The following is a 17,111-nucleotide window of genomic DNA, read 5'->3' as shown; positions in this document are numbered from 1 at the left end:
CGTGCGGGCCACGCTGCGCTGGGCGCACGCCGATCTGCGCACCCACCGGGGCGAAGCGCTGTTCATGGTCGCCGCCACCGCCGGGATCGTCGCCTCGCTGCTGCTCGCCACCGCGCTCTTCGGCTACGCCACCAACCCCTGGCAACGGGTCTTCACCCAGTCGCGCGGGGCCCACGTGTGGATCCACACCGGCTCCGCCGCCGACCCCCGCACCCTCGCCGGCCTCGACGGCGTCGAGCAGCTCTCCGGCCCCTACCGCACCGCGGCCGGCACCGTCACCTCACGCGGCGCCCGCGCCGACGTGGAGATGCGCGCCACCGCGGCCGAGCCTCCGGACACCGGCCGGCCCCTGCTGACGTCGGGCCGCTGGCTCGACGACGCCGACCCCGAGGGCGTCGTCCTCGAATCCGGCCTCGCCCAAGCCCTGTGGGCCGAACCGGGCGACCGTCTCACCCTGCCGGCCGGCCGCACCCTGACCGTCCTCGGCGTAGCGGACAGCGCGGAGCCCCGCTACCGCCCGGGGGAGCGGCCCGGCACCGTCTGGGCGCTGCCGCGCGCCGTGCCGGACGGACGCGGCGGCGGCCACGTCGTCGGACTGCGCCTCGCCGACCCGGAGGACACCGACTACGCCGTCCAGCGCGCCGTCACCGCACTCGGCGCCGGCGCCGTCACCGACGTCTCCACCTGGCAGCAGGCCCGCGCCGAGGCACAGGGCGACACCAAGCTGCTCGGCCAGGTCCTCGGACTCTTCGGGCTCGGCGCGCTGATCGCCGCCGCCCTCGCGGTGTTCGGCGCGATCAGCACGCGGGTGCGCGGCCACTTGCGGGACATCTCCGTCCTCAAGGCCATCGGCTTCACACCCGGCCAGGTCGTCCGCGCCTTCCTCGGCCAGCACCTCGCGTTCGCCGTGTTCGGAGCGGCCCTCGCCACGGCCGCCGTCCAGGTGCTCGGCGACCGTCTGCCCGGGCGCCTCGGCGACGCCGTGGGCGTCTGGCAGGGGCTCCCGGGCCACACGATGGCCCTGCTCGCCGTACCCGCCGCGGTGGTGCTGTTCATCGGAGCGGCCACCTGCCTCGCCGCGTGGCGGGCCGGACGCGTGGAGCCCGTCCCCGTCCTGCCCGCGGCCGCGGCCACCGGCCGGGGGTCTTCCCGGCCGGCCTCCGGGGCCGGACTCTCCCGGGCCGCCCGGAGTGCGCTCGGCCTGCGCGTGCCGGCGGGTCTGGTCCTCGGCTGGCACCGGGCCTTCGGCCGAGGCCGCCGCGCACCGGCCACCATCGTCCGCCTCGCCCTGCCCCTGCTGCTGGTCACGGTCGCGGTCGGTGCCTGGACCACGCTCCAGCGCTTCGACACCCACCCCGAGCATCTCGGCCACGCCGCCGCACTCACCGCCCGCCCCGACGCGACCCTCACCGACCGCGAGGCCGACGCGCTCCTCGACGCCGACGACCGGATCACCGCCGCCCACCCCGGTCTGGAGGTCGCCGCCCTGGTCCCCGGCCAGACAGGCACCATCGCGCTGCGCGGCCTCGGCACCCGCGCCGAGCCCTACCCGTACTCGATCGCCGAGGGCCGCGCCGCCCACGGCCCCGACGAGGCCGTCGCCGGCCAGGGCCTGCTCGACCTGCTCGACGTACGCGTCGGCGACTGGGTCCGCGTCACCGTCGGCGGCCACCCACAGGTCCTGCACCTCGTCGGCCGGAGCATCGAACCGGAGAACGGCGGCCGGGTCATCTCCACCTCGCTCGACACCCTGCGCGAGAACGACCCCACCCTGCGCCCCACCCTCTACCAGCTCCGCCTCGAACCCGGCGCCGACCCACGCGCCGTACGCGCCGGACTCGCCGCCGCCTCCGCGGGCCACCTGGACCTCCACGAGGTCACCACCCCCGCCGACCGGCTCTCCGCCCTGCGCGGTGTCGTCGTCGGCCTCATCGCCGTCTTCGCGCTGATCGGCCTGACCGAACTCTCCACGGCGATCGGCGGCAGCATCCGCGACGGCGAACGCGACCTGCTGGCGCTCAAGGCCATCGGCCTGTCCCCACGTCAGATCACCGCGGTCACCGTGACGGCCGTCGGCTGCACCGCACTCGCCGCCGCTCTCGCCGCGACAGTCCTCGGAATCCCCTTCACCCGCTGGCTGATCGACCGCGAGGCCGACACCACCGGCATCGGCTCGGGCATCGCCCACACCCCGCCGGTCTGGTACTTCGTGGCGATGTGCGCGACCGCCGTGCTCGGCGCCGTCGCCCTGGCGGCGGTCCCTGCCGCCCGCGCGGCCCGCCGCCGTCTCGCGGACACCCTGAGCGCCGCAGCCTGACGTCCGCCGGCACCCGGCCCCCACGGACCGGACCGTGGAGCCGGGCCGCCTACGTGAGCTGCGCGTCCGAGCGGAGGGCGGCGCGGACACCCGTGCTGACCACGACGAGCAGGCACAGGGCGATGACGCTCTCGGCCCAGAAGAAGGCGAACCAGTCCATCACGCAGCCGATCGGAGGCGTGCCGGGGGCGGTGTTGCGGAACGCGGAGAGCGCGAACAGCGTGGCGGCCATCCAGGCGAGCGCGGGCCAGACCACACCCTCGCCACGGGTCGTCAGATACCAGGCCCCCAGGAGCACGGACGTCGCCAGGGCCCACATCACGACCATCATGAAGACCGCGAAGACGAGCAGACTGCCCGACCGGGCCAGCGCCAGCTCCACCGCGGCCTCCTGGCCCGAGGGCGGCGGCGTCACGGAGACGGCGAAGAGCGTCTCGTTGTTGGAGAAGAGCATCCGCACCGGCACCGGTTCGCCGCCCATCAGGGCCCAGAACTCCAGGTCCGTACGGTAGGAGTCGAAGGGGTAGTCACCGATCGATCCACCGGTGATCGCGACCTGTACGTCCTTGGGCGCGATCCGCTCGTGCGCCGTGAACGCCAGGTCGCTGAGGGTGGCCGTGGAGGTCTGGAGGCTGAGATCCTCCACCGGGGCGGTCCCCTCCTCCTCTCCGAGGCTCCCGCGCGGGACGACCCGCACCCGCAGGACCAGTTCTCTCGCCGCGGCGTCGACGCTCTGCACCGTGGCGACCACGTCCACCCGGTCGGCCGCCTGGGAGCCGACCGTGTGGACCGTGTCGTTGGCCTGCCGCTCGGTGTACTGCAGCCACGACCCGACGGCCACCGCCACCAGGATCAGCACCCCGAGAGGCAGCAGGACCGGCAGCATCGACGCCCCGAAACGGCGTGGGCGGCGCGGGCGCGGGGGCGGGGCCATGGTGACTCCGACGAGGTGAGAGGGGCGACGGGCTCCTCCCGCGCGGTGCCGGGAGAGGGCCTTCGATCACAGACCGCCACTGTAGGTGTTCCAAGGCCGGTCGCCGCGGAGGTGCCGGTGTACGTCTCGCTGAGGACCTTGCGACGGCCGTGTAGCACTCGAGGATGACCCGGTGCCAGCACCGAGACGGACATTGCGTCGCATGCGGAACCCGCGTCCGCGGTCGACGTCTTGCTCCTCGCGTCGGCTTGATCGTCGAGTCGACATGAGGAGGTTCTGATGGCAGGTCAGGTACGTGAGGCCGGGCGGGCGAAGGCGTCGGCGCCGGAATATCAGGGGGCTCTCGGGTCCCTGTCCGTGAACTCCTCCCTGCCGGAGGTGCTCGCCCGGGGCCTCGAGGAGCTCCGGGCGGCGGAACGGGCCGGAGATTTGCGCGAGGCGGCGCGCTGCGGACTGGCCGTGGCGGAGGCGTGCCGGAGGCTCGGGCGGATCGAGGAGGCCGACCGGGCGTGGAAGGCGAGCTTCCGGGCGGCGCGTTCGGCCGGCCACGAGGGGGCGATGGCGTGGGCGCTCTGGAGCGGCGGGACGCTCGCCCGGCAGCGCGGCGCGCTGAGCCTCGCGTACCGGCTGCTGAGGCTGGCGGCCGAGGCGGGTGAGCGGGGCGGCGATGTCGTCGTGCGGGGCTACTCGCTGGCGGGGCTCGCCGAGACCGGGCGCATACAGGGCGACTACGCGGCCGTGGGCAGGCTCCACGAGCAGCTCCTTGCCGAGGCCCGACGGCGCGGCGAGGCCCGGCACACGGTGTGGGCGCTGGAGGGCATCGCGCAGATGCACCGCAACACCGGCTCGTACGACAAGGCGCTGGCCCTGTTCGAGGAGGCGGCCGAGACGGCGTCACGCGCCGAGGACCGGCGCGGCTGGGCGTGGGCACTGCGGGGCATTGCCGACGTGGTGTCCGTGCGTGACGGGGATGTGGAGCGCGCGCTGTCCCTGCTGTCGGAGGCTGAGGAGGCGTGCCGCGAGATGCGGCTGTCCAGCGCGCTCGCGTACAACCACAAGATGCGCGGCAACGTGCTGTACCGGGCGGGCCGGTACGAGCAGGCCCGTGAGCTGTACGCACGGGCACTGGAGGAGTTCCGGGAGATGGAGGAGCCGCGCGGGACGGCGCTGTCGAGGCTGGGACTGGTCAAGGCCCGCGCCCGCCTGGGCCGCGACGCCGCGGGCACCGCCGTCGAACTGGCCGAGCTGCGCTCGACGCTCGACCGCATCGGGCTGCGGCACGCGCGGGACATGGTGGACAAGGCCGCGGCCGAGCTGGGGGTGGGGCCGCTGCCGGACCACGGCGGAAGGGACGGAGCGCGCGCGGCCGAGCCGGTGCTGCCGGCCGTCGGGGCGGAGGCCCTGAGGACGGCGGACGTGGAGGGGCTGCGGTGAGCGCGCTCCCGATGCCGCCCTCGCCGGTCCGCCCGCCGGTCCGCTCGGCGACCGACGTCCTGGAGCGGTGCCGTGAACTGGTCCGGCCCGCGCTGGTGGAGGCGGTGGGCCGGTTGCATCCCTGGACCGGTGAGATGGCGGCGTACGCGCTGGGCTGGGCCGATACGGCCGGGAACCCGGACCCCGGCGGGTCCGAGGGGAAGGGGGTGCGGCAGGCGCTCGCCGTGCTCGGGGCCGAGGCCGTCGGTGCGGACGGCTCCGACGGCGTCCCCGGCGCCGTGGCCGTCGAACTCGTGCACACGTTCTCCCTGCTCCACGACGACATCATGGACGCCGACGCGCTGCGCCGGCAGCGCCCGGCGGTGTGGAAGGCGTACGGGACGGGCCCGGCCGTGCTGGCGGGCGACGCGCTCTTCGCCCAGGCCGTGGCGACCCTGGCCGAGGCCCGGGGCCGGTACACGGCGGCCGCGGTACGGTGCCTCGCCCGGACCCTGGGCGCGCTGGTGGCAGGCCAGGCCGAGGACCTGCGCTTCGAAGACCGTCCCTGGCACGGACCCGACGCGGTCGGGCCGGACCGCTACCGGCTGATGGCCGAGCAGAAGACGGGCGCCCTGCTGGGCGGTGCGATCGCGCTCGGCGCGGTCCTCGGGGGCGCGCCGGACAGGACCGTGAACGCTCTCGAACGGGCCGGGCGCCACCTCGGTCTCGCCTTCCAGGCGGTGGACGACATCCTCGGCATCTGGGGCGACCCGGAGGTGACCGGCAAACCCGTCCACGCGGATCTGCGCCAGGGGAAGAAGACGTACCCGGTCCTCACGGCACTGGCGGGCGAGGGCAGGGCCGCGCGCGAGCTCGCGGTGCTGCTCGACTCCGGCCGGCGGATCGACGGAGAGACGGCCGAGCGCGTCGCGAGGCTGGTGGAGGAGGCGGGCGGACGGACCGCGACCCGCGAGGAAGCGCGCCGACACCTGGACACTGCGCGCCGCGCCCTGAGAGAGACACCGCTCACGGGCGCTGCCGCGGACGAACTGGACGCGCTGTTCGCCTACGTGCTCGACCGCACCTGGTGATCGCGGGGCGTCGCGGGCGGAGGGGTCGTCGCTCCGCGCACCTTGTGGGCGCTGTGCGGGCGACGGGATCGACGTCGGGTGGACGCCTTTACGACACGTCCCGGGCCTGTTGGGCGATCTGCTCGAGGACGAGCTTCGGGTCGGCGGACGGCGCGACGGCCTTGCCGATGTTGCGCTTGATGGTGTTGCTGACCTGCAGCCAGGACGGTTCGTCGACCGGGTAGAGCTCGGCCGTGCGCAGTGCGGTCAGGAACTGCTCGGCGCTGGGGTCCGCCGCCGCGTACCGGGACGCCTGGGTGGCGGACACCGTCGACGGCAGCAGGTGGTAGCGCGCGGCGAACTCGCTGAGGTTCTTGTCCTCGTAGACGAAGTCCAGGAACGAGGTGACCAGTTCGCGGTTGCCGTCCCGCTTGAAGGCCATCATCCAGTCGGCCACGCCCGCCGTCGGCGGGGTCGTCGCGTCGCCGAGCGTGTCCGACACGGGCATGCGCAGCGTGCCGACCTTCATGCCCTTCTCCCTGGCCTTGTGCAGGAGGGAGGGATAGCCGTTGACCATGCCGACGTCGCCGCGCAGGAACGCGTCGAAGGCGTCCTGCCGGTTGAGCTCGGCAGGGGGGACCGGACCGGTCAGGGCAGGTGTGACCAGGTTGTCCCGGATCCAGCGGAACGTCTGGGTGTTCGCCTGCGACGCGATGCTGTAGCTGCCGGTGCTGTCGGTGTAGCCGCCGCCGTTGCTCAGTTCCCAGATCAGGGCTTCGGCGTGGGCCTCCTCGGGGCCGAGCGGCAGGGCGTACGGGTAGAGCACCCCCTCCTTCTTGAGCGCCTTGGCCGCGGCTTTCAGGTCCGACCAGGTCTTCGGCGGCTCGGCGCCGGCCTCGTCGAACAGCTCCTGGTTGTAGAAGAGCAGCCGGCTGCTGGCCACGAAGGGCAGGCCGTAGAGGGTGTTGTCGACCGAGCCCGCCTCCGCGAGGGGCGGCAGGAAGTTCGACTCCGTCTTGATCGACATCACCTCGCCGGCGGAGTAGAGGCGGCCCTGCGCGGCGAAGTCGGAGTACGCGCCCATCAGAGCCACGTCCGGGGCGTCGTCCTCCTCCACCATGCGGGTGACCACCCGGTCGACGTCGGCCCACGGGCAGAGCGTCACCTCGACCTTCTTGTCGGGGTGGGCAGCGGTGAAGGCCGCGGTCAGCTTGTCCCAGTACGCCTTGGAGCTGGTCGCCGGGCTGTCCCCGTACTCGGGGGCCACCAGTCGGAGCGTCGTCCCGCCGTCGTCGGACGAGCCGCAGGCGGTGACGAGGGATCCCAGTATTCCGAAGGCCGCCACGGAGGCGGTCATGCCGAAGAGTCTTCGTCGCACGGATCTTTCCTCTTGATCTTCTTTTGGACAGTGCGTCCGAAATTCTCTCCTGGTCAGGGGCATATTCGGCGCTCTGGCGACCAGTTGTGGTGATAGCTCCAACGGGGAAGATTCCGAATGGTGTCTTCCGATATGCCAGAACTGCATCCGACGCGCGTAGAAGCTTCCGCGATGTCCGGAGCGGCCTCGGTTCGGGACGTCCGACGGAACCAAGGGCCGTCGGACGGCAGTCTGCTCGGGCATGACCCTCCAGCGGATCGCCCACGGGTGCGCCCAGTTCTGGCGCTTCGGGCTCGACCAGGTGCGCGCCGTCGCCTTCGCCGTCACGCTCGTCGGCGGCATCGGTGCCTCGCGGCTGCTGCCCGGCGATCTGCCGGTCGCGCGCTACGACCTGCTCCTGATCTACGGCATCGCCCTGACGGTCCTGGCCCGGACGGCCGGCTGGGACGGCCCCCGGGACACCGCCGTGATCCTGGGCTGCCATGCCGTGGGGCTGCTCTTCGAACTCGTCAAGGTGCGCATGGGCTCGTGGAGCTATCCGGAGGACGCCGTGTCCAAGTTCGCGGGCGTTCCGCTCTACGGCGGTTTCCTCTACAGCGCCGTGGGCAGTTACTGCTGTCGCGCCTGGAAGATCATGGACCTGTCGCTGTCCCGGTACCGGCCGCGCCTGATGGCCGCCCTCGCGGCCGCGGTGTACCTCAATTTCTTCACCCACCACTGGCTGCCGGACGTACGACTGGTCCTGGCCCTGCTGCTGCTCGCGGCGACGGCCGGCACCTGGGTCCACTTCACGGTGGGGACCTCCCGTCAACGGATGCCACTGGCCCTGGCCTTCGCCCTGATCGGTTTCTTCCTGTGGGTCGCGGAGAACGCGGCCACCTACGCCGGAGCCTGGAGCTACCCCCACCAACTCGACGGCTGGCAGCCCGTACCCCTCACCAAGTTCGGAGCCTGGGCCCTCCTGATCAGCGTCACCTTCGTCCTCGTCGCGCGCACCAGGGGCGGCTCGACGGGGACGGCGGCGAGGTTTGCGTGGCACCACACCGGTCAGCAGCCGAAGGGAAGGGCCGTCTCGGCCGGCGAAGGCACGTGACCAGAGGAAGGTGAGCAGTATGCGCACTCCGGGCGATCCCGAGGAGACGGCGGAGCCGCTTCCCCGTGACCCGCAGAACCAGCAGTCGGCGGAGGGGGAGGACCCTCTGGCGATACCGGTACCGGACTGGCCCGACAGCGAGCTGCCCCACACCGACGTGGCGGGCACCGCGCGCCGGGACCGTGCCGAGGACGACGACACCGAACAGGAGGGGAAGGAAGGCTCCGCCCTGGACGAGCCGGTGGACTGACACCCCCGTGGCACGGCGGTGTCAGTCCACGGGCGGGGCCCCGGCCGGCCTGTCTCAGTCGACGTCGGCCCGCGTCGTGCCCATCTTCAGGCCGTCGACCCAGTGGATCGACTCGACGTCGAAGATCGTGGATCCGTACGAGCCCCAGCGCGGAACATTGCCCTGGAGGTCCCACGTGCGTGCGTTCCGGCGGTCGGCGACCAGCCGGCCGTTGACGTACAGGGCGAAGGAACCACTGGTGGAGGTCTGGGCGTCGATACCCAGCTCGATCTTGTTCCAGGTGCCCGGCGTCCAGGCGACGTCGCCGACGGAGATCCACTGCTCTCCCGGGGCGACGTACCAGATCTTCAGCCGGCTGTCCTCGACCTTCATGATCACCGGGTAGTTCTGGTCGTGCTCGTCCCCGGTGCCCCACGACTTCCACTGGAAGACCGTCTGGGCGTCGCCCGTCTTGGTCATGGACTCCCAGCCGAACCAGTACGCCCTGCCGGACGTGAGGGTGCGGCCGGCGATGCCGTGCCCCTCGCACCGCTCGGAGCCCGCCGCCTTGGTGAAGCCGAAGATCTTCCCGCGGCCGTCGTTCCAGTCCGGCTGGTACACGGAGGACGGGGCGTCGCAGAGCACCGAGGCGAACACGGCGGTGCCGCCGTTGTCCGCGTCGCCGTTCCACTCGACCGACGCGTGCGCGGGTGTCGCCGGGAGAAGCGCGAGAGCCGCGGCCGGCGCCGTGAAGGCGAACGGCCGTACTCGCCGGGGCCGGGACGTCCGGGGCCGGGAGAAGCGTGAGGTGGTGCCCTGGTCGGTGCCGTGACGCATGGGTTCCTCCGGTGGGGGGGAGTGGGCGGGTTCTGCCGGAGAGGCGCACCCCGGGTGAGGTGGGGGGAGGTGCGACCTCGCGGCCGGGGAGGCGCCGTCCTGTCCGTGCGTGGCACGCGGGCCAGGCCGGCGCCTCCCCGGTCCTCGGGTCAGCCGAGGCGTACGGTGATCTTCTGGGGCGCTCCGGCCTGGCCGGTGAGGTCGCCGAACGTGAGCTTCAGCGACGAGCCGGTCGTGGCGGCGGCGACCGTGGCGGGCTTGGAGAGCACCCGGCTCACCCTGCGGTTCCAGACGACGCTCAGCGAGGTGGCCTGCCGGGCGGGGTCGGAGACGACGATCGTCGCCGTGCCGTTGCGGTGCTCCCGGACGAGGACGGAGGCGGGGCCGCCCGCGTGGATCCTGTCGACGGTGCCCGCCGTCCAGAAGTTCACCGCGGTGAAGCCCAGCTTGGGGACGCGTACCCCCTGCTGTTCGGCGGAGTTGGCGAGGATCCGCAGCCACCCCCTGTCGCAGGCGCGGTGGGCCGTGGTCCTGGTGCCGGCCCCGGGCAGGAGGACGTAGGCGTAGCCGGCGTCGGCCGGATCGACGCCGTGGTCGGTGAAGAGCGTCAGATACCGGCGGGTGATCGGGTCCGGGGTGCCGCCGGTGTTGATCTCCTTCCAGGAGCCGGTGCGCTCCTCGCGTACCGCGCCGATCCTGGCCCCACCGGGGAACACGTACCCCGCATGCCCGGCGATGTGGGCCCACTCGACGTCGTCGAAGGCGGCGGTCCAGCCCTGCGTCACCGGCTGCGCCCTGCCGTCGACGGTGAGGACGGGGGCACCGGTGGCGCCGAGGGCGCGGTTGTCGACGGTCGTCTCGACGGCGTGACCGTCGGCAGAGGTGATGCCGGCCCCGAGACAGACGATGGAGTCGTCGAGGCAGAACCAGGACTTTCTGGCCTCCATGGTGCTGGAGATGCCCTTGAGGTGCTGACCGACGGCCGCGTATTCGCCGTCGGTGGTACCGCCCACCCAGGCTGCGTCCGGCATCGGCTGCCCCCAGTTCCCGCCCTCGCCGTCGGCGAGAGGCTTGCGCGAGGCGGTGATCCCGGGCAGACGGTACGGGTCGACGGTCGGCCAGTACGCGTCCGAGTACTGCTCCAGGCCGAAGTCGCCGCCCCACCAGGAGAGCCAGCCGGCACCGGTGTGGTAGCCGCGGGCGTGCTCGCCGTTGCCGAACTCGTAGTGGGCGATGCGGTTCGAGGCCATGGAGAGGGAGGCGGCCCAGCCGCGACGGCGGTGGGTGGCCCGCGCCATCTCGGGGAAGAGGCGGTGCTCGACGGGTTCGGGGGCGGCCTTGACGGCGGTGTCGTCCTGGAGCGCCTGCAGGAGCGAGGCCCTGATCAGGCTCAGTCCGGGGTTCTTCAGTGCGGGGTAGTAGTAGTCGCGCTGCAGCCAGCCCTTGACCATCGCGCGCCAGCGGGCGTTCTCCTCGGGGCTCGCCCCCTGACCCACGAGAAGGATGGTCGCCATGAGCCCGTGCGCCCGCTGGTGCTCGTTCGTCCCGACGCGGCTGATGCCCCGGCTGCTGACGTTGTCCATCATCAGGCCGTTGTAGATGAACGGTGCGACGGCCTTCTCGATCGTGTCGAGGAAGAGCTGGGTGCCGGCGTCCTTCACCTCCCAGCCCGACCCGCGCAGCAGGGCGAGCAGTCGGCCCACACCGTCGTGCAGGACCGCTCCGTACCCGCCGATGTACGGGACGTTGCGGTGCTGGACGAACGATCCGTCGGCGTAGAAACCGTCGCCCGAGGTGACGTACGGGAAGACCGGGGCCAGCGCCCGGGCGGCCAGCGCGATCCTGCCCGCGTCCTTGCCGACGATCCCGCGCAGGATCACTCCACGGCACAGATCGACCCGGTTGGCGCCCGTACTGGTACCCGTGTACGAGGCGAAGACCGAGTCCGGCACGAACGCGTCGACGGCCCGGCAGTAGGAGGCGATCTGCGCGGCAGACAGGTGGTCGTACATCAGGACGCAGGTGTCCATCAGCGCCTGTGGTGCGCCGATCTGCCAGTTGTACCAGTTGCCGTACCGTGCGGTGGTCTCGTTGTAGACCTCCGCGTAGAGGTGGTCGAGGCCGGCGATGACGGCGTCACGGAGCCCGGCGTTCCCGGTCAGCCCGGTGCCCGGCTGGGAGTAGGCCTCGGCCATGGTGCGCAGCCGGTTGTAGCTGTCGTTGATGACCGCTGAGAAGGCGTAGGACTCGGCGTCGAGGTCGGGCTCGGGATCGGTCCAGGTGCGGCCCGGCCAGAGGGAGCCACTGGCCGGGGCCATGGTCGCCCGGTAGCCGGCCGCGGTGGTGCCGAGGCTGGTGAGGATGGTCCGGAACGGCTCGGCGGTCGGGCTGAATCCCGTACCGAGGATGAGGTCGCGCCACTTTCCGCGCAGCGCGTCGTACTCGGCGTCGGTCGCGGCGGCCGATGTGCCGGCCGGATCGTCTGCTGCGGCGGACGGGTGCGCGAGGGTGCCCGTGAGTCCGAGGGCGAGCGTGCCCCCGCCCGCGGCCTGGAGGAACGTGCGACGACGCCAGGGAGATGGCATGGGAGACGACCTTTACGGGAGGAGCGCGTCGTTGCCTCGGCGCTGTCGCTGGCTCGTGAGCGTGGGGTTTCTAACACGCAGAAAAGCAGGACAGCAACAGTTTGGACAGAAACAGCCACTCAATGTTCGTTCGAACTAAAACAGACAGAGACGATCAGGGGGTCGCTACACTGCTCGTGAACGGGGGTTCGTCGGAGGGGAGCGCGGCAGTGCACGCGGAACACAGGCATCAGGCGATCCTGCGGAGACTGCGGGAAGAAGGCTCGCTCCGCGTCAGCGACTTCGCGGCCGAGCTGGGAGTCTCCCCGGTCACCGTCCGCCGTGATGTCGAGATCCTCGCGGACCGCGGTCTGGTCGCCCGTGTCCACGGCGGGGCGATGCTTCCCGAGACCTGGGCGGAGACCGCGACCGCCGAGGCGGCGCCCGCCGCGTCGTCGCGGGGCGGCCGGGAGCGTGTCATCGGTCTGATCGTGCCGTCCGCCGACTACTACTACCCCGAGGTGATCAAGGGCGCGCGCGAGGCCGCAGCCGCCCGGCGCGTCCGGCTCGTGCTGGACATCTCGGGGTACGACGCGGACGAGGAGCGCGCACAGGTCGAACGGATGGTCGGCGACGGGATCGACGGACTGCTGGTGGTCCCCTCGGGGCCGCGTGGCTGGTACGAGCAACTGCCCGTCCCCGTCGTGATCGTGGAGCGCCGCCCCGAGGCGGACGAGGTCGCCGGGATCGACCATGTCGTGTCCGACCACGTCCACGGAACACGCCTCGCCGTGCGGCATCTCGTGGAGGCCGGCCGCCGTCGCGTCATGCTGCTCGTCCGCGGGACCAGCCCGACCGCGCAGGGGATCATCGAGGGCTTCCAGGCCGGAGTGCGCGCCGCCGGGCTCGAGACCTCCGGCTCGGTGTCCGTCTTCGACACCGGGGACGCGGGGCCCGGGAGCCCGGAGCACGACGGCCCCTTCGAGGAGCTGCTCGACGCCGCGGCGGAGGGCCGCGTCGACGCCGTCATCGCCCATCCCGACCAGGAGGCGCTCGTCCTGCTGAGGCGGTTGCGCGCGCGGTCGATCCAGGTTCCCGGCGACGTCGCGATCGTGGCGTACGACGACGAGGTGGCGGGGCTCGCCGACATCCCGTTGAGTGCGATCGCCCCCGCGAAGTACGAAGTCGGTTCATCCGCGGTGGAGTTGCTGGTCCGCAGGCTCGACCAGCCGGACGCTCCGCGGCACCGGCTCTTCGTCCTCCCGAGACTCCGGGTGCGCTCGTCCAGCGGCGGCTGAGCCTCGATCGCCCCGCGCCCGACAAGGCTCGGGCGGCCTCGACTCGGGCGGCCTCGATTCAGGCGGCCTCGACCTGGAACCAGACCCACTTGCCGCGGTCGCCCACCGTGGCCACACCCCACGCCCCCGCCACGGCGTCCAGCAGATCCAGCCCCCGGCCCGTCTCCAGCTCGGTCTCGGCGGTGTCCGGCTCGTCGCGACTCGACCGTGCCCCCGTGCCCATGCGGGGGTTGGTGTCGAAGACCGCCCCGGTGACGACACCGGCACGGCGGTCGTAGCCGATGGCGACCTCGATCGCCGGCCCGTCCGCGTGCCGGACCGCGTTCGAGACGACCTCGCTCAGGAGCAGGGCGGCCATGTCCACCTCGTCGTGTCCGTCGGGCGTGATCCGGTCCAGGACGTCACGGGCGTCCGCGGCGGCGCGGGGGTGGCGGGGCAGGACGGCGATACCGCTGTGTGCGTTCACGATGAACTCCAGGTCTGGGTGCGCCCCCCCGACGGGCGGAACGGTCCCCCACCATCCCCGTCGTGGGCGGCTCCGCCCCGCCGAGGAGGGAGGAGGAGGGCGGTGCCGCGCCACTCCTCCATCGTCCCGTCGATTCCCGGCCCACCAAGGTGCCTATGGTCGGCCTTCGGACTGACGAAAGTAGGGGGCCACCGGTCCGCGCGGCCGGGTCAGTCCGTGTCCAGCCCCGCGCGGTACGCCACGCGCGCGGCCTGGACACGGCTGTCCGCGCCCAGTTTGGCCAGCACGGCGCTCACGTACCCCTTGACCGTCCCCTCCGTGGTGTCGAGCTCGGCCGCGATGCCGCTGTTGGTGAGCCCCCGCGAGAGCAGCCGGAGCACGTCGAGCTCGCGGCCCGTGAGGGAGTCGAGCCGGTCCCGCTCCTCGGGAGAGAGCGCGGCCGAGCTCCGGGCGAGACCGTCCACCAGACGCCTGGCCACCGGGGGGCCGAGGGCGGCCCGGCCGCCGTGGACGTCGCGGATCGCGCGCAGCAGCTCCTCCGGCGGGGTGTCCTTGAGCAGGAACCCCGAGGCCCCGGCACGCAGCGCGGTCCGAACCTGTTCGTCGTCGTGGAACGAGGTGAGCATCAGCACCTTCGGCGGCTCCGGCAGCCCCAGCAGCCGGGGGAGCGCCGCGAGACCGTCGACGCCGGGCATGCGGATGTCGAGGAGGACCAGGTCAGGGCGGGTCTCCTCGGCCCGGGCGAGCGCCTCGTCCCCGTCCGCCGCCTGACCGCACACCTCGATGTCACCGCTGGCCTCGATGATCCACAGCAGTCCGCGCCGGGTGATCTCGTTGTCGTCGGCGACCAGGACGCGGATGCTCATGGTGCTCCTCGTGGGGGTGCTCCCCGGCGGTGGGGGGATGAAGGCCGAGAGCAGGAAACCGCCGCCCTGAGGCCCCGCGGTCAGTGTCCCGCCGAGCAGCGCGACGCGCTCGGTCAGGCCGACGACACCATGCCCGCCGCTGGGCAGATCGGGCGACGCGGGACGCGTGGCGGCCGTATTGGCGACGGCGAGGTGCACACCGTCCGCGCGGCAGGCGACGTCCACCCGCACCGCCGCCCCGGGAGCGTGTTTCGCGGCGTTGGTCAGCGCCTCCCGCACGATCCGGTGCAGGGCCCGCTGCACCGGGAGCGGCAGGATCTCCGGATGGCCGTTCACCAGCAGCTCCACCTCCTGGCCGCGCTCGCGGGCGTGCGTGACGAGGTCGGACAGCTCCTCCGCGTCCGGCCCGGGCGGCGCCGCCCGGGCCGGACCGGCCGCCGGTGCCCCGGACGGCTCCCCGGCCGCGACACGAGCGGGAGCGAGCACGCCGAGGATCTCGCGGAGCTCCTCCAGCGCCTGCCGGCCGTCGGACCGGATCAACTCCGCCGTACGGGCCGCCTCCGGCACCCCCGAGGCCGGACCCGACTCCAGGGCACCCGCGGCCAGCACCATGTTGCTCACCCGGTGGCCGACCACGTCATGCATCTCCCGGGCTATCTCGGCCCGTTCCTCCGCCCGCGCCCGCTCTTCCATGAGCCGGTTCTCACGCTCAAGGTCGGCCACGCGGGCCTGCACGGACGCCGTCAGATCACGGCGCACACCGACCGCGTAACCGACGGCCAGCGGGCCGACGATCGCGGCCAGCGAGTACGCGGCCTCCCGGATCCCGGCGTCCGGCAACCCTCCGCGCAGCCCCCCGAGACCGGCGACGAACCCGGCCACGCCGTACGCGCAGAGCACCTTCAGCCGCCGGTCCAGACTGCCGACGGTGTACATCGCGACGGCCAGCGCCACCGGGGTGAAGGACACCACGTGCATGACCGTCACGAACACGGCCACCAGATGGGGCCGGCGTCTGCGCCACCACAGGCTGAGGCCGACCGCCGCCGAACAGGCCGCGATCACCGGGGTCGGCAGGCCCGTCAGCAGACCGCTGGACGGCTTCACCCAGGAATCGGCGATGCCGAGCGCGACGACCACCACGGTGACCAGGGCGTCGACGCGCCGCGGAGACCAGCGGGAGAGCGGCGTAGCGGCCATGCCGCCACGCTAGTCAGCGAGGGGGCCCCGGGCGCGGCGAGCCGCCGCCGCCCTCACCCGTACGGGCCGTCCCGATCCCCGCCCCGTCGCCCGCCTCCGCGATCCGGGCGAGGATGGCGGCATGAGGCGCTGCTCATGATCACGGTCCTCGTCGCGGACGACGACTCCGCCGTGCGCGACGGGCTGCGGGCGATCATCGACTCGGCACCGGACCTGCGCGTGGTCGCGGAGGCGTGGGACGGCCACTCCGCGGTCGACCTGGCGCGCCGTCTGCTCCCGGACATCGTGGCGATGGACGTGCAGATGCCCGGCATGGACGGGATCGCCGCGACCCGGCGGCTCCGCGAACTGCCCAGCCCGCCCGCCGTGCTCATCCTCACGACCTTCGGCCGCGACGAGTACGTCGAGCAGGCCCTCGCGGCCGGCGCGGTCGGCTTCCTCGTCAAGGACACCCCGCCGGCGGAACTGCTCGGCGCCCTGCGCAGCGTCGCCGAGGGGCACGCGGTGTTCGGCTCCACGGTCACCGGCCACGTCATCGACCTCACCACGAGGAACGGGGACCGTACGGCCGCCGAGGGCGACCCACGCGTCGCCTCGCTGACCGCCCGCCAGACCGACGTGCTGCGGCTGCTCGGACGGGGACTCTCCAACGCCGGCATCGCGGCGGAACTGGGCATGACCGAGGGCACGGTCAAAGCGCACGTCACCCAGCTCCTGGCCCGGCTGGAGGTGTCGAACCGGGTCGAGGCGGCCCGGATCGCGTACCGCTCCGGCCTCTCCCCCGACGACGCGTGAAAGCGGGTGTCCCTAGCGGGCCGCCTGGCCGGCGCCTCGGGCCCACCACCGGCGGCGGGGGCGGGGGTGGACGGCACGGCCCATACGGCGACCGATGAGAAGGTAGCCGAGGAGCGCGCCGGCGGTGTTGAGGAGCACGTCGTCGATGTCGAAGGCGCGTCCCGTGATGAGGGCGCCCTGGACCAGTTCGACCAGCAGCATCGTCCCGACCACGAGCAGGCACACGCGCAGCGAACCGCGCGTCCTGCGGGAGAGCAGCGGCAGGAGAACGCCGAACGGCACGCCGAGCGCCACGTTGCCGCCGAGCTGCTTGACGGTGTCCACGAAGCCCGGCTGCTGGAGGTACGCGCGGATCGAACTGCCCGGCGTCAGGTTGCTGTGGGTGAGGGGCACGGACGCGGGGGACGCGTTGAGCGTGAGCCGGGCCAGGACGATCGCGAACGCGACCATCCCCGCCAGGGCCACCAGCGCCACCAGCGCCCGGACCACCCGGCCGGGCCCGCGCCGCCGCGGTGCCTCCTCCGGCGGCGTCTCCCCGGCCTCGCGCTTCTCCCTCGCCGCCTTCTCGACCCGCACGGCTCTCCACGCCTTCATGTCCGTCCCCTCCTCGCAGAGCCTTCCTCGGCTGAACCCGGTTACCCGGGACACGGC

At 72.9% G+C, this 17,111-nt stretch carries 14 protein-coding genes; 7 read left to right on the top strand and 7 right to left on the bottom strand.

Annotation, left to right across the window (positions count from 1 at the left end):
• Window position 1 precedes the first annotated feature (1 nt).
• Complete coding sequence (locus tag ACF1G2_RS00930; protein WP_391796161.1) at window positions 2-2,317, top strand: FtsX-like permease family protein; 2,316 nt, start codon at window positions 2-4, stop codon at window positions 2,315-2,317.
• Window positions 2,318-2,366: 49 nt separating this feature from the next.
• On the opposite strand, the gene ACF1G2_RS00925 is transcribed toward ACF1G2_RS00930, so the two are convergent.
• Window positions 2,367-3,251, bottom strand: a complete 885-nt coding sequence (locus ACF1G2_RS00925) for a DUF4436 family protein (RefSeq protein ID WP_391796160.1) — start codon at window positions 3,249-3,251, stop codon at window positions 2,367-2,369.
• A gap of 279 nt (window positions 3,252-3,530) precedes the next feature.
• Here ACF1G2_RS00925 and ACF1G2_RS00920 point away from each other — a divergent pair, with 279 nt between their 5' ends.
• Together ACF1G2_RS00920 and ACF1G2_RS00915 are read left to right on the top strand one after the other, a co-directional pair.
• Window positions 3,531-4,685 (top strand): tetratricopeptide repeat protein, encoded by a 1,155-nt coding sequence (locus ACF1G2_RS00920; RefSeq protein ID WP_391796159.1) that lies wholly within the window; start codon window positions 3,531-3,533, stop codon window positions 4,683-4,685.
• Window positions 4,686-4,696: 11 nt separating this feature from the next.
• Window positions 4,697-5,755 carry a polyprenyl synthetase family protein gene (locus tag ACF1G2_RS00915; RefSeq protein ID WP_391797002.1) on the top strand — a complete coding sequence of 353 codons (1,059 nt, stop codon included), beginning with the start codon at window positions 4,697-4,699 and terminating at the stop codon, window positions 5,753-5,755.
• 88 nt (window positions 5,756-5,843) lie between these two features.
• Here ACF1G2_RS00915 and ACF1G2_RS00910 read toward each other — a convergent pair whose 3' ends face one another.
• Window positions 5,844-7,112, bottom strand: a complete 1,269-nt coding sequence (locus ACF1G2_RS00910; RefSeq protein WP_391796158.1) for an extracellular solute-binding protein — start codon at window positions 7,110-7,112, stop codon at window positions 5,844-5,846.
• 241 nt (window positions 7,113-7,353) lie between these two features.
• Here ACF1G2_RS00910 and ACF1G2_RS00905 point away from each other — a divergent pair, with 241 nt between their 5' ends.
• Window positions 7,354-8,205: a DUF817 domain-containing protein gene (locus ACF1G2_RS00905; RefSeq protein WP_391796157.1), complete on the top strand. Its 852-nt coding sequence runs from the start codon at window positions 7,354-7,356 to the stop codon at window positions 8,203-8,205.
• 19 nt (window positions 8,206-8,224) lie between these two features.
• Window positions 8,225-8,455: a hypothetical protein gene (locus ACF1G2_RS00900; protein WP_391796156.1), complete on the top strand. Its 231-nt coding sequence runs from the start codon at window positions 8,225-8,227 to the stop codon at window positions 8,453-8,455.
• A gap of 54 nt (window positions 8,456-8,509) precedes the next feature.
• Here the strand turns inward: ACF1G2_RS00900 and ACF1G2_RS00895 are convergent, their stop codons facing one another.
• Both ACF1G2_RS00895 and ACF1G2_RS00890 read right to left on the bottom strand, forming a co-directional pair.
• Window positions 8,510-9,271, bottom strand: coding sequence for a heparin lyase I family protein (locus tag ACF1G2_RS00895; protein WP_391796155.1), 762 nt, complete (start codon window positions 9,269-9,271; stop codon window positions 8,510-8,512).
• Between the two features lie 149 nt (window positions 9,272-9,420).
• A complete protein-coding gene (locus ACF1G2_RS00890) occupies window positions 9,421-11,856 on the bottom strand; it encodes a polysaccharide lyase 8 family protein (protein WP_391796154.1) in 2,436 nt (811 codons plus the stop codon).
• A gap of 209 nt (window positions 11,857-12,065) precedes the next feature.
• On the opposite strand from ACF1G2_RS00890, the gene ACF1G2_RS00885 reads away from it, so the two are divergent.
• A complete protein-coding gene (locus tag ACF1G2_RS00885; RefSeq protein WP_391796153.1) occupies window positions 12,066-13,133 on the top strand; it encodes a substrate-binding domain-containing protein in 1,068 nt (355 codons plus the stop codon).
• A 58-nt stretch (window positions 13,134-13,191) separates the two neighbouring features.
• On the opposite strand, the gene ACF1G2_RS00880 is transcribed toward ACF1G2_RS00885, so the two are convergent.
• A complete protein-coding gene (locus tag ACF1G2_RS00880; protein ID WP_391796152.1) occupies window positions 13,192-13,599 on the bottom strand; it encodes an ATP-binding protein in 408 nt (135 codons plus the stop codon).
• A gap of 209 nt (window positions 13,600-13,808) precedes the next feature.
• The gene (locus tag ACF1G2_RS00875) at window positions 13,809-15,665 is read right to left on the bottom strand and encodes a response regulator (RefSeq protein ID WP_391796151.1); all 1,857 of its coding nucleotides are present in this window, start codon (window positions 15,663-15,665) and stop codon (window positions 13,809-13,811) included.
• Between the two features lie 135 nt (window positions 15,666-15,800).
• On the opposite strand from ACF1G2_RS00875, the gene ACF1G2_RS00870 reads away from it, so the two are divergent.
• Entirely contained in the window at window positions 15,801-16,460 is a 660-nt protein-coding gene (locus ACF1G2_RS00870) for a response regulator (RefSeq protein WP_391796150.1), read from the top strand.
• A 12-nt stretch (window positions 16,461-16,472) separates the two neighbouring features.
• Here the strand turns inward: ACF1G2_RS00870 and ACF1G2_RS00865 are convergent, their stop codons facing one another.
• On the bottom strand, window positions 16,473-17,054 hold the full coding sequence (locus ACF1G2_RS00865) for a VanZ family protein (protein WP_391796149.1): 582 nt from the start codon (window positions 17,052-17,054) through the stop codon (window positions 16,473-16,475).
• Window positions 17,055-17,111: the final 57 nt, after the last annotated feature.

Source organism: Streptomyces sp. NPDC013457 (genome assembly GCF_043089925.1).
Lineage (GTDB): Bacteria > Actinomycetota > Actinomycetes > Streptomycetales > Streptomycetaceae > Streptomyces.
The sequence above is the reverse complement of the archived record's forward strand: the minus strand, read 5'-3'. Positions and strand labels throughout refer to the sequence as shown.

Coding starts and splice junctions, on each gene's coding strand:
- ACF1G2_RS00870 (WP_391796150.1), top strand. CDS start 15,801: ATGATCACGGTCCTCGTCGCGGACGACGACTCCGCCGTGCGCGACGGG.
- ACF1G2_RS00920 (WP_391796159.1), top strand. CDS start 3,531: ATGGCAGGTCAGGTACGTGAGGCCGGGCGGGCGAAGGCGTCGGCGCCG.
- ACF1G2_RS00865 (WP_391796149.1), bottom strand. CDS start 17,054: ATGAAGGCGTGGAGAGCCGTGCGGGTCGAGAAGGCGGCGAGGGAGAAG.
- ACF1G2_RS00875 (WP_391796151.1), bottom strand. CDS start 15,665: ATGGCCGCTACGCCGCTCTCCCGCTGGTCTCCGCGGCGCGTCGACGCC.
- ACF1G2_RS00900 (WP_391796156.1), top strand. CDS start 8,225: ATGCGCACTCCGGGCGATCCCGAGGAGACGGCGGAGCCGCTTCCCCGT.
- ACF1G2_RS00925 (WP_391796160.1), bottom strand. CDS start 3,251: ATGGCCCCGCCCCCGCGCCCGCGCCGCCCACGCCGTTTCGGGGCGTCG.
- ACF1G2_RS00890 (WP_391796154.1), bottom strand. CDS start 11,856: ATGCCATCTCCCTGGCGTCGTCGCACGTTCCTCCAGGCCGCGGGCGGG.
- ACF1G2_RS00915 (WP_391797002.1), top strand. CDS start 4,697: ATGCCGCCCTCGCCGGTCCGCCCGCCGGTCCGCTCGGCGACCGACGTC.
- ACF1G2_RS00905 (WP_391796157.1), top strand. CDS start 7,354: ATGACCCTCCAGCGGATCGCCCACGGGTGCGCCCAGTTCTGGCGCTTC.
- ACF1G2_RS00895 (WP_391796155.1), bottom strand. CDS start 9,271: ATGCGTCACGGCACCGACCAGGGCACCACCTCACGCTTCTCCCGGCCC.